Source organism: Streptomyces sp. NPDC059166, from assembly GCF_042755185.1.
Classification (GTDB): Bacteria; Actinomycetota; Actinomycetes; order Streptomycetales; family Streptomycetaceae; genus Streptomyces.
On sequence record NZ_JBHZCI010000007.1, the window covers coordinates 185,403 to 198,238 of the forward strand.

Consider the following 12,836-nt stretch of genomic DNA (forward strand, 5'->3'; position numbering starts at 1 on the left):
GGCGTGGGAGGCGTACGGGCGCCCGGTCCGAAGCAGGGGGCGCGGTCTGCCGGATCATGCGCTCACGCCTTCCGCCTCTTGACCTGTGCGGGCCCCTCCGGTCGTCCGGGCGAGGCCGCCGGGCGCACCCGTGGCACCACGGCATCAGCTCATCATTCATCCGGCGCGCCCGTTCCGCCGCTCGGGAGAGCCCACCGGTCCGCCGGCCGGGACCCTCCTCGGGCTCATCCGCTCCCGGCGGCCCCGGAACCGCCTCCGGCGCACGCGGAGCCGTGGAGCCGGTGCGCCGGAGGCATAACGGGCGCACAGCGGGTAGGCGACCGCACGACGGAGACCGTGCACCACCTCCACGGGCCGCCGCACCCTCCGGTCCCGCGGTTCCGGGCCCGCCGCCGCCCAGGGTCTCTCCGGGTGCGGAGGCGGACGGAGGAACAGAGGATGCGAAGGGTGGCGAGCCCCGGTGGGCGGCCCCGTCGTGACCAGAAGCGACATCCGAGGGAGACAGACCATGGCGCCCGAGCGATCCACCTCCGGCAGCATCGCATCCCGTGATCCTCGACTTGCCCTGCCGGTGGCCGGCCGGGCGGGCTGGAGCGACGTGGACGTGCGGGCGGTCGACACCGTCAGGGTGCTGGCCGCCGACGCCGTCCAGAAGAAGGGCAACGGCCACCCCGGCACGGCGATGAGCCTGGCGCCACTCGCCTACCTGCTGTTCCAGCAGGTCATGCGCCACGACCCGGCCGACGACCGGTGGCTGGGCCGGGACCGGTTCGTCCTCTCGTGCGGTCACACCAGCCTCACCCTCTACATCCAGCTCTACCTGGCCGGCTACGGCCTGGAGATGGACGACCTGAAGGCCCTGCGCACCTGGGGGTCGGCCACCCCCGGCCACCCCGAGTACCAGCACACCCGCGGCGTCGAGATCACCACCGGCCCGCTGGGGCAGGGGATGGGCGCCTCCGTCGGAATGGCGATGGCCGCGCGCCGTGAGCGCGGTCTGCTCGACCCCGAGGCGGCGCCGGGCACCAGCCCCTTCGACCACCACGTCTACGTCCTGGCCTCGGACGGCGACATGATGGAGGGCGTCGCCTCCGAGGCCGCGTCGCTGGCCGGTCATCAGCAGCTCGGCAACCTCGTGGCCTTCTACGACTCCAACCAGATCTCCATCGAGGACGACACCGACATCTCGTTCAGCGAGGACGTCCCGGCACGCTTCGCCGCCTACGGATGGCACGTGCAGACCGTGGACTGGACCCGCACCGGTGACTACGTCGAGGACGTCGACGCCCTGCTCGCGGCGATCGAGGAGGCGAAGGCGGAGCGGTCCCGGCCCTCGCTGATCATGCTCCGTACGATCATCGGCTGGCCGGCCCCCACGAAGCGGAACACCGGCAAGGCCCACGGCGCGGCCCTGGGCGACGACGAGGTCGCGGGGACCAAGAGCCTCCTCGGCTTCGACCCCGAGGAGTTCTTCCCGATCGAGGACGACGTCCTCGCCCACACCCGGGCGGTCGCGGAGCGCGGCAGGCAGGCACGGGAGGCCTGGGACCGCGCCTACGAGGACTGGCGGTCCGCCCACCCGGAGCGGGCCGAGCTGCTCGACCGCCTGCGCAAGCAGCAACTGCCCGACGGCTGGACCGGAGCCCTGCCGGAGTTCCCCGCCGACGCGAAGGGCATGGCCACGCGCAAGGCGTCCGGTGAGGTGCTCAACGCCCTGGCGCCGGTGCTGCCGGAACTGTGGGGCGGCTCGGCGGACCTCGCGGGCAGCAACAACACCACCATGGACGGCGTCCCCTCGTTCGTCCCCGAGAACCGCCAGACCAAGGAGTTCGCCGGAGGCCCGTACGGGCGGACGCTGCACTTCGGCATCCGTGAACACGCCATGGGCGCCGTGCTCAACGGCATCGCGCTGCAGAGCCTGACCCGCCCCTACGGCGGTACGTTCCTCACCTTCAGCGACTACATGCGTCCCGCGGTCCGCCTGGCCGCGCTCATGCAGCTCCCCGCCACCTACGTGTGGACCCACGACTCCATCGGGCTGGGCGAGGACGGCCCCACCCACCAGCCCGTCGAGCACCTGGCGGCGCTCCGCGCCATCCCGGGCCTCGACGTCGTACGACCCGGCGACGCCAACGAGACCACCGTCTGCTGGCGGACCATCCTCGAGCACACCGACCGCCCTGCCGGACTCGTCCTGACACGGCAGAACGTGCCGGTGCTCGACCGCGGCGACGGCGTCCACGCCGCCGCCGACGGCGCGGCCCGTGGCGCGTACGTCCTGGTCGATGCCGCGGGGAGCGCCCCCGACGTCATCCTCGTGGCGACCGGCTCCGAGGTGCAGATCGCCCTCGACGCACGCAAGCTGCTGGCCGACGAGGGACTGGCCGTCCGTGTGGTCTCGATGCCCTGCCGCGAATGGTTCGCACAGCAGCCGCGGGCCTACCAGGACGACGTGCTTCCGCCCGACGTCCGTGCCCGCGTCAGCGTCGAGGCGGCCGTGGGCCAGGGCTGGCGCGAGGTCGTGGGCGACGCGGGGCGGATCGTCAGCCTCGAACACTACGGCGCCTCGGCCGACTACGAGCGCCTCTACGAGGAGTTCGGCATCACCGCCGACGCGGTCGCAGCGGCGGCACGCGCCTCCGTCCGCGACGCGGTTCAGCCGCCCAGGCCGGGTGGGCAGCGGGGCTGAACCGCGGCGGCGGAACCCCGGCGGACCGGGCGGCGCGTTCGGCCACGGAGCCGGCGCGACCCCGGTCCGCTCCCGTTCCGGCGGACGACGGCCGGCAGGTCACGCGCCGCCCCCGGGCCGTCGGCGGCGAGCGGGGGACGCGGGGCCACTCGGGCTCCCTGCCGTGGCGGGCCCGGGGCCCGCCGAGGACAAGGCCGCAGGTGCCTGCCTCCGGGCCTCAGCCCATCTGCCGCCGCACCAGCTCGTGGAGCCGCCCGCCCGTGTCCGCCAGCAGTTCGGCCGGAGGCCCCTCCTGCACGACACGGCCGTCCGCCATGACGATCACACGGTCCGCGTCCATCACCGTGGAGAGCCGGTGAGCGATCACGACCCGGGTGGCGCGCAGGGCACGGGTGCTCTCGATGACGGTGCGCTGGGTCTCGTTGTCGAGTGCGCTGGTGGCCTCGTCGAAGAAGAGGATCCGGGGGCGCCGCACGAGCGCCTGGGCGATCATCAGCCGCTGACGCTGACCTCCCGAGATCGAGCCGCCCCCGGAGATCATCGTGTGGAGCCCCATCGGCATGCGCTTGATGTCCTCGGCCAGCCCCGCCATCGCCGCGGCCTCCCACACCTCCTCCTGGCTGAACACCTCTGCACCGCAGATGCAGTCCAGGATGGACCCCGACAACGGCTGGGCGTTCTGCAGGACCACCCCGCACTGGCGGCGTACCGCCGCCTGATCCAGCGAGGCCAGGTCCTGGCCGTCGTGGAGGACGCTGCCGGAGACCGGCCGGTCGAAGCCGATGAACAGCCTGAGCAGCGTCGACTTGCCGCAGCCGCTGGGGCCCACGATCGCCACGAACTCGCCGGGGCGCACGGACAGGGACACCTCGTCCAGGACGAGCGGACCGTCGTCGGAGTAGCGGAAGCTGACGCCGCGGGCCTCGATCTCCCCGGACAGCGTGCCCGGCTGGGTGCTCGCCGCCCGCACCTCCGGCATCGCGTCGAGGACGGGCCTGATCTGTTCGAACATCGGCAGTACCGCCGCGGCGGACACGAAGGCCCCGGTGAGCTGGGTGACGGCCGTCAGGAGCATCGTCACCGAGGTGTTGAAGGTCAGGAACTCACCGGCGGTGAGCGAGCCGCGCGCCGGACCCGCCAGGAGAACGAAGACGATCAGCGAACACAGCGGCAGATAGACGGCGTTGAGCACGGTCGTGAGGTTCTTGATCCGGCCGGCCCGCTTCTGGAGCTCACGGCTGCGGGCGAACTGCGCCGCCCACGCCCCGTAGGCGAAGCTCTCCGCCGCCGCGACCCGCAGCTTGGGCAGTCCGCGCAGGGTCTGGAACGCCTGGTTGTTGAGCTTGTTCCCCAACTCGACCAGACGGCGCTGCCAGCGGAGCTCCCACAGGCCCATCGTGAGGAACACCCCGGCGATGACCACCAGCATGGCGACTGCGACGAGGGCGAGCGGCACACTGAACCAGAGCAGCAGACCGAGGTTCATCAGCCCGAGCGTGCCGGCCTGCACCACGACGGGTCCCGTACCGGACAGCACCCGGCGGATCGTGCTCACGCCCATCGCGGCGCTCGCCAGTTCCCCGGTGGATCGCTCGGCGAAGAATCTCGTGGGCAGGCGCAGCAGCCGGTCCCAGACCGCGGGCTGGAGCGTGCTCTCGATGCGCCCCTCCATCCTCAGGATCGTGAGGTTCTGCAACAGCATGAAGGCAGCCGAGACGACCCCGGCGATGATGACGGCCAGCGACACCTGCACGATGAGCGCGGTCTGAGCGCTGGGGACGTACACGCCCAGCACCTTGCCCGTGGCGATCGGGACGAGTGAACCGAGCGCGACCGTCACCAGACCCGCCAGCGCCAGGTTCCGCAGGTCGCCACGGGTGCCGAACAGTGCGAAGCGCAGCAACTGCCGCTTTCTCAGCGGCTGCTCGGGGAGCGGCCGGTAGAACATCACCGCGCGCTCCTCGAACTCACCGGCCGAGGAAGCGCCCAGGCGGCTGCGCCGCCCGGTCAGCGGGCTCACCGCCTCGTAGCGGCCACGGCGCCAGAGCAGCGCGACGGGTGCCCCGGAAACGGCGCGACGTCCCACCAGGGGACCGGAGTTCTCCCGCCACCAGCGCCCGTCCAGCCGCACCGCCCGGGTCCGTACGCGCGAGGCGACCGCGACGCGTTCGACGGGATCCGTCCGATCACCCGCCACTCCGCCCGCCGAGGGCTCGGCCAGGACGATCCCGGAGTCCCGTGCCACCAGGCGGCAGGCCGCGTACACGGCGTCGTCCGACGCCCCCGGCGTGCGCGGCGCGCCCTTCCCCGGCCCGCTGATCGAGGTGAGCAGTGCCTGATCGGCCTCCCTCCGGACGGTCTCCCCGGCCTTCAGGCCGGCCGCGGTCCGGTCCTCGTGAGCCCGCTCCAGCTGTTCGATCCAGCGGTCCAGCGCGGAGAGCAGCCGGTACTGCTGGTTGACCATCCCCTGCCACATGTCCGGGTCGACGAGCAGGTCACCCGCGGCCTCCGCGCTGAACGCGGCGCCGTACTGGACACTGCCGGGCGAGACCGGCAGCCACAGGACGTCGTCGTCCCCCACGCCGTCCTCGACGCCCGCCCGGCCGTCCAGCGGGGCCTCGAACAACACCCTGTGACTGCGGCCCACCCCGAGCGAGAAGGCGTGCTCCAGCAGGCTCAGGGTGGTGTCCCCGGTGTCGTAGCTGCTGCGGTACTGGCCCTCGTACGCCTCCTGCCCCGCGTACTCCGGGCGGTACAGCTCACGCAACGGGATGCGGCGGAGCGCGCACTCCTGGAGCGGCCGGCCGACGAGGGTGTGCTGCGGGCCCTCGACCGGACCGAGCACGAGGGTCCCCGGCTCCAGCCTGCCCAGGAAGTGCCAGTGCCCCCGCACCGACGCGTCGACCGCGAACAGGTCGAGGGCACCGCCCACGACCAGCCAGAGGACCTGCGGACCCTCCAGGGAGACGCTCCGCATCCCGGTGCGGTCGACCGGCTCCCCGAGGGCGCCCAGGGCGCCGATGACGGGGTCGTGTCCGGGAGCCTCCGGGCTCGCGAGGTGATGAACCGACGTCAACTCAGTGCTCCCTGACCAGATCGGCGTACGCCCCGCCCGCTGCCACCAGATCCTCGTGGCGCCCGCGTTCCACGACCGTCCCGTGGTCCAGGACGACGATCTCGTCGCTGTCGCGGACGGTGCTCAGCCGGTGTGCGATGACAACGCAGGCACAGCCGCGACGGCGCAGGTTGTCGATGATGATCCGTTCGGTCTCCGCGTCCAGTGCGCTGGTGACCTCGTCCAGCACCAGGATGCTGGGGCGGCGCACGAGCGCACGGGCGATCTCCAGCCGCTGGCGCTGCCCGCCGGAGAAGTTCCGGCCGTCCTGTTCCACGCGGCTGCGGATGCCCTGGGGGCGCCGGGCGACGACGTCGTGCAGCGCGGCGTCACGCAGGGCCTCGGCCACCGCCTCGTCCGGGACCGACGGGTCCCACAGCGCCACGTTGTCCCGCACCGTCCCCTCGAAGAGGAAGACGTCCTGGTCGACGAAGGACACGGAGGCGGCCAGCGCGCCCCTGGGGATGTCCTCCAGCCGCTGCCCGTCGATCCGGATCGTGCCCTCCCACGGGCTGTAGAGCCCGGAGATGAGCCGGGAGACCGTCGACTTGCCACTGCCCGATCCACCCACGAGCGCGACCTGCTGCCCGGGTCCCACGGACAGCGAGAAGTCCTTGAGCAGGGGCGCGTCGAGAGGGCTGTACCCGAAGGTGATCTCCTCCAGCGTCACATGGCCCATGAGGCGCCGGGTGCTGGCCACCGGCTCGGGCCGGGAGTAGAGGGGGTCCACGGGAAAGTTCTCGACGTCCTTGAGCCGGGCCACGTCGGCGGCGAAGTCCTGGATGCGCCCCGCCACCCCGTTGAGACGGGTGACCGGTGCGGTGAACCGCGTCACCAGCGCCTGGAAGGCGACGAGCAGACCGATCGACAGATGCCCCTCGACGGAACGCAGACCGCCGATCCAGAGGATCAGCGCACTGTTGAGGGTCGCGAGGGCCGGAGCGACGACACCCAGCCATGCGCTGGGAACGCCCAGGCGCTGCTGCTCGTCGAGCGTGGTGGCGTGCTGCCCCGCCCACCGGCGGAAGTACCCGTCCTCGCCGCCGGTCGCCTTCATCGTCTCGATCAGCTGGAGACCGGTGTACGAGGTGTTCGTCAGCCGCGCGCTGTCGGCCCGCAGCTTCTGGGTCCCGGTGGCCCGCAGCCGCACGACGATCCGCATCGCGACGACGTTGAGCAGCGCGATCCCCACCCCGACCGCCGTCAGCTGCGGATCGTAGGTCCACAGCAGGAAGGCGTAGAGGAGGACGACGACGCCGTCCACCCCGGCCGCGGTGAGGTCCCGTGCGAGCGTCTCGGCCACCGCGTCGTTGGACTGCAGGCGCTGCACCAGGTCGGCGGGGCTGCGCTGGGAGAAGAAGGTCACCGGGAGCCGCAGCAGATGACGGAAGAACCGTGCGCTGCCGAGCGTGGAGGTGATGATGCGTCCGTGCAGCAGGTTCGCCTGCTGCAGCCAGGTCAGGACGACGGTGAGGGCGACGGTCGTGCCCATCGCGGCGAACAGGACGCCCAGCAGGGACGTCTGCTCACCGATCATGAACGTGTCGATGTAGGTGCGGCTCAGCGCCGGCAGGGTCGCTCCCACCGCGACCAGCAGCAGACTGGCGAGCAGGGCGGCGAGCATCGTGCCCGTCGTCCCGCGCAGCCGTGCGGGCAGGGACGCCATGACGCCGGGTCTGCGGCCCCCTCGCCGGAAGTCCTCCCCGGGTTCGAGGACGAGGACGACTCCGGTGAAGCTGGTGTCGAAGTCCTCGGCGGACACGAACCTGCGCCCCTTGCCGGGGTCGTTGATGTGCACCCCGCGACGCCCGAGACGGCGACCCGGCCCCTCGTACACGACGTAGTGGTTGAACTCCCAGAACAGGATGGCCGGCCCCTGGACGTCCGCCAGGGCGGCGGGCTCCATCTGCATGCCCTTGGCCCGCAGACCGTAACCACGGGCGGCCTTCAGCACGTTGCTGGCGCGCGAGCCGTCGCGCGACACACCGCACGCGATCCGCAGCTCCTCCAGCGGTACGTGGCGGCCGTGATGCCCGAGCACCATCGCCAGCGAGGCGGCGCCGCACTCCACCGCCTCCATCTGGAGCACGGTGGGGCTGCGTACGGTCCTGGTCCTCCCGCCCTCCCGGCCGGGCCCGGACCGAGAGCGCCGCCCGGCGCCGGACCGGCGCTCGGGGCGGTGACGCCCGCGGCCGGCGGGCGGCAGCTTCTGTGCGGCGGGGGAGGGGTGAGGAGCGGTCACGGGAGCAGCCAATCGATCGGGCGCTGGTCGGTGAGGCGGACGGAGCCGGTGGCCAGGGTCATCGAGCCGATCCCGTACGGCGGTCCGTCGGCGGAGGACCACCGGTAGCCCGACTCCGTCGAGGCCGCGCGTTCGATCCGGACCACGACGGCGAGCGGCCTGCCGTGCCGGGAGAACTGCTCCCCGAGCTGCGCGTCGCCGAGGAAACGGGTGATCTGCTGCTCCGTCTGCGCGCTCCTGCCGACCGCGGCCACCTTGCCGCGAAGCACCCCGTACTGCTGTGCGGGGACCGACTGGACGGTGAGGTCGACCGACGCGCCCACGGGGACAGAGGCCGCCTTGCCGCCCGAGACGTACAGCAGGGCGACCAGTGGGTCGTGGGAGCCTCCGGTCCGCTCGACGCTCGCCACGTCCGTGCCGGTGGTGACCACCGCGCCGATCGTCGCGCTGACGGAGGTGAGCCGGCCGGCGTCGATCGTGCGGACGACGCGTTCGCCGTCCTGGGTGCGGACCTTGAGCAGGGGGGAGTCGCGTGGCAGTGACGTGCCCTCGTCGGCCAGTACCTCGGTGATCTGGCCGGACACGGGGCTCTGCAGGATGTAACTGCCCCTGGAGTGCGTGAGGATGCCGGGGGCATCGAGCGTGCTCGCGACGGAACCCGTCACCGCCCAGAAGCAGGCACCGGCCATCACCACGAGGGTCACGACGAGGACGAGCAGACCCTGCGGGCGGGCGAAGCGCACGGGGAGGTCGAGCTGTTCGGGCGACTGCAGCTTCGAGAGGGCCTGCTGACGGAACTGCACGGGACGCTTCCTCACCTCGGTCGGCACCGAGCCCCGGAACCGACCGGTTCCGGGGCTCGGCGGGCACTGCCGTCTCTCAGAGACCGGCGGTGAGGCCGGTGGCCAGACCGGTGACCGCGCCCGTGTTCACGCCGGTGGCCGACTCGACGAGACCCGTGACCGAGCCGACGACGCCGGTGACCGGGACGATGCCCTCGACGGTGCCCGTGACGTTGCCGACGAGGCCGCCGACGAGGCCGCCCGAGACGTTGTCGAGGTCGCTGTCGGAGATCTCGGCGGTCTCGACCTGGGGGGTGTGGTTCATGATGAGCGCCCTTCGTATGGGAATTGCTATTCACGGAAACCCGTGCTGCGGCCTCCGTATGGCCCAGGATCAAAGCACGCCCACGCCTCGGGCAGCGAATCGGACCGAGGTCGATCGGTGGTTGCCGGGCCGTCGGAATCGATTTTTCTGCACAAGCGTCCATTCCGTGTCGGCGGATCCTTCACGAGTTTCACCGGATGAATTCTCCGCGGTCGCACGGCCGCATGCCCCAACTGGGGCAGTACGGCCCCAATCGCCTCACGAGGTGGACTGGACCTGCGAGTTCGCTTCGTCTCCGGTGATCGTTGTGGGCGTGCCGTGTGCAGATCCGCCGGACTGCGGGGCGGCCCGATTCGCGCGCGCAGGCGATTCGCGTCGCCGAATAATGCTCGGAAGGTATCGATATTCACGCCATTGTAAAAGATGAGCGAGTGTCTTTTTCCGGCCCGGGTTTCCGGAGTGGATGCGCCCATGAAGCGCATTCAGGTTTTGTGTGATCGTGAGGCCACGCGACCTCCGGAGAGATGGAGGAACTGTGCCGTCCGTGCGGAGCCGATCGAGGAGCGTGGTGCGAGACGGGGTGGACGGGGAGGTGCGGGCGCGGGGCTGCGGGCGCGGGGTGGGGCGGGGTGTGGGGGTGACCGCATTCATCCGATGAACCGGCTGCACGACCCTTCTCTCCGTCCCGTGGGCGGCGCTACGATCGGCCTGCTCTATGGGAGCGCTCCCATTTCTGTCGGTCCCCTACCGCCGCTGTGCGGCGGCCCAGCTCGGAGAGGACGTTTCCGTGCGCCTCAGCACCAGACCGATCGCCGCCCTGGTGGCGGCACTTGCCCTCACCGCCGGGTTAGCGATCACCGGAACGCCGGCCGTGGCACGTCCGGATGACGGTCGCGCCGTCGCCCAGGCATCCGATGTGTCCATCGCGGCGGACACCTACACGTGGAAGAACGCGAGGATCGACGGCGGCGGCTTCGTGCCGGGCATCGTCTTCAACCGGTCCGAGAAGAACCTCGCCTACGCCCGAACCGACATCGGTGGTGCCTACCGCTGGGACCAGTCGGGCAAGCAGTGGAAGCCGTTGCTCGACTGGGTGGACTGGGACCGGTGGGGCTGGTCCGGGGTGGTCAGCCTGGCCTCGGACACCGTGGATCCCGACAACGTGTACGCGGCGGTCGGCACGTACACCAACAGCTGGGACCCGACGAACGGCGCGGTTCTGCGCTCCTCGGACCGCGGGGCCTCCTGGAAGGCGACCACGCTGCCCTTCAAGCTCGGTGGCAACATGCCGGGGCGCGGCATGGGGGAGCGGCTCGCGGTCGACCCCAACAAGAACTCCGTGCTGTACCTCGGTGCTCCCAGCGGCAAGGGACTGTGGCGTTCCACGGACTCCGGGGTCACCTGGTCGCAGGTGTCCGCGTTCCCCAACCCGGGTAACTACGCCGCCGATCCGACCGACACCAGCGGCTACGGCAACGACAACCAGGGCATCGTCTGGGTGACGTTCGACGAGCGGTCCGGGAGCGCCGGCAGCGCCACCAAGGACATCTACGTCGGCGTCGCCGACAAGCAGAACACCGTCTACCGCTCCACGGACGGCGGTTCCACCTGGTCGAGGATCGCCGGCCAGCCGACCGGATACCTCGCCCACAAGGGGGTTCTCGACTCCGCCACGGGCTACCTCTACCTGACGACGAGCGACACGGGTGGCCCGTACGACGGAGCCAAGGGCCAGATCTGGCGCTACGACACAGGGTCCGGCGCGTGGAAGGATGTCAGCCCCGTCACGGAGGCGGACGTCTACCACGGATTCAGCGGCCTGTCCGTCGACCGGCAGAAGCCGGGAACCCTGATGGCGACGGCTTACAGCTCCTGGTGGCCGGACACCCAGATCTTCCGGTCCACGGACAGCGGCGCCACCTGGACCAGGGCCTGGGACTTCACCAGTTACCCCAACCGATCCGACCGCTACACGATGGACATCTCCTCCTCGCCGTGGCTCAGCTGGGGAGCCAACCCCTCGCCGCCCGAGACCGCACCCAAGCTGGGATGGATGACCGAGTCACTGGAGATCGACCCGTTCGACTCGAACCGGATGATGTACGGCACCGGTGCCACTGTCTACGGGACCGAGAACCTCACGCAGTGGGACTCCGGCGGCAAGTTCAAGATCACACCCATGGTGAAGGGGCTCGAGGAGACCGCGGTCAACGACCTGGCGAGCCCTCCTTCCGGAGCTCCCCTGCTCAGCGCACTCGGTGACATAGGCGGCTTCCGGCACACGGACCTGGACGCCGTGCCCGCCATGATGTTCACCTCGCCGAACCTGGACTCGACCACCAGCCTGGACTTCGCGGAGAAGTCTCCCGGCACGGTGGTCCGGGTGGGGAACGCCGACGCGGCACCTCACATCGGCTTCTCCACGGACAACGGAGCCAACTGGTTCCAGGCATCCGAGCCTTCCGGGGTCACCGCGGGCGGTACGGTCGCGGCGGCCGCGGACGGCAGCGGCTTCGTCTGGAGCCCGGAGGGCGCGGGCGTCCACCGCACCACCGGTTACGGGAACTCCTGGACCGCCTCCACCGGCATTCCGGCCGGGGCGACGGTCGAGTCCGACCGGGTGAACCCGAAGAAGTTCTACGGATTCAAGGCCGGCACCTTCTACGTGTCGACCGACGGCGGCGCCAGCTTCACCGCGAAGGCGAGCGGCCTGCCCGCCGAGGGGAACGTCCGCTTCAAGGCCCTGCCCGGCACCGAGGGCGACATCTGGTTCGCGGGCGGCTCGGCAGCGGGCACGTACGGGCTGTGGCGTTCGACCGACTCGGGCGCGACGTTCACCCGGTTCGCCGGTGTGGAACAGGCCGACAGCGTGGGCTTCGGCAAGGCGGCCCCGGGTGCGTCGTACCAGACGGTCTTCGTCAGCGCGAAGATCGGCGGAGTGCGCGGCATCTTCCGGTCCACCGACAAGGGTGCGACGTGGACGAGGATCAACGACGACGCCCACCAGTGGGCCTGGACGGGTGCCGCCATCACGGGCGACCCACGGGTGTACGGCCGGGTCTACGTCTCCACCAACGGACGCGGCATCCAGGTCGGGGAGACATCCGACAGCGGGGGAGGCGGAACGGATCCCGATCCTGATCCCGACCCGGACCCGGATCCCGATCCCGACCCGGAGCCGGGGGACTCCTCCTGCGCCGTGACCTACAAGATCACCAACCAGTGGTCGGGTGGATTCCAGGCCGATGTATCGGTCACCAACACGGGTTCCACGCCGTACGACGGCTGGCAGTTGGTCTGGTCCTTCCCGGGGAACCAGAAGGTCGGCCAGATGTGGAACGCCTCCTACCAGCAGTCCGGGGCGAAGGTGACGGCGAAGGACGCCGGCTGGAACGGCAAGGTGGCACCGGGTTCCACCGCCGGCTTCGGCTTCACCGGTACGACCACCGGGGTCAGTACCGCCCCGGCCGCGTTCACGCTGGACGGTGAGGCCTGCACCGTCGGATGACCTGGTCGGGCCGGTGCGGGGCAGGGCCTCGCACCGGCCCGCCCGGCGACGTGCCCCTCACACCGTGGAGCCTGGGGGACACGCGGCCGGCCGAGCGGGCGGGTCGAGCACGACGTGGGGCCCGGCGAAAACCCCCCGGGCCCCCCCCTACCAAGAGCTCACACTGCTAAAAACA

At 71.1% G+C, this 12,836-nt stretch carries 6 protein-coding genes; 2 read left to right on the top strand and 4 right to left on the bottom strand.

Annotation, left to right across the window (positions count from 1 at the left end; translation table 11 throughout):
- Positions 1–508 precede the first annotated feature (508 nt).
- Positions 509–2,689: a transketolase gene (gene tkt, locus ACFXOA_RS07935; protein ID WP_385023801.1), complete on the top strand. Its 2,181-nt coding sequence runs from the start codon at positions 509–511 to the stop codon at positions 2,687–2,689.
- A 217-nt stretch (positions 2,690–2,906) separates the two neighbouring features.
- Here the strand turns inward: tkt and ACFXOA_RS07940 are convergent, their stop codons facing one another.
- From ACFXOA_RS07940 to ACFXOA_RS07955, 4 genes are all read right to left on the bottom strand, one after another.
- Positions 2,907–5,765: an NHLP bacteriocin export ABC transporter permease/ATPase subunit gene (locus ACFXOA_RS07940; protein ID WP_385023803.1), complete on the bottom strand. Its 2,859-nt coding sequence runs from the start codon at positions 5,763–5,765 to the stop codon at positions 2,907–2,909.
- A 1-nt stretch (position 5,766) separates the two neighbouring features.
- A complete protein-coding gene (locus tag ACFXOA_RS07945) occupies positions 5,767–8,046 on the bottom strand; it encodes an NHLP family bacteriocin export ABC transporter peptidase/permease/ATPase subunit (protein ID WP_385023805.1) in 2,280 nt (759 codons plus the stop codon).
- Complete coding sequence (locus ACFXOA_RS07950; RefSeq protein WP_385023807.1) at positions 8,043–8,849, bottom strand: HlyD family efflux transporter periplasmic adaptor subunit; 807 nt, start codon at positions 8,847–8,849, stop codon at positions 8,043–8,045. Before ACFXOA_RS07950 ends, ACFXOA_RS07945 begins: the two co-directional genes overlap by 4 nt.
- 76 nt (positions 8,850–8,925) lie before the next feature.
- Positions 8,926–9,153: a type A2 lantipeptide gene (locus tag ACFXOA_RS07955; RefSeq protein ID WP_362672133.1), complete on the bottom strand. Its 228-nt coding sequence runs from the start codon at positions 9,151–9,153 to the stop codon at positions 8,926–8,928.
- 787 nt (positions 9,154–9,940) lie between these two features.
- Between ACFXOA_RS07955 and ACFXOA_RS07960 the strand changes: the two genes are divergently transcribed.
- Complete coding sequence (locus tag ACFXOA_RS07960) at positions 9,941–12,661, top strand: cellulose binding domain-containing protein (protein ID WP_385023810.1); 2,721 nt, start codon at positions 9,941–9,943, stop codon at positions 12,659–12,661.
- Positions 12,662–12,836: the final 175 nt, after the last annotated feature.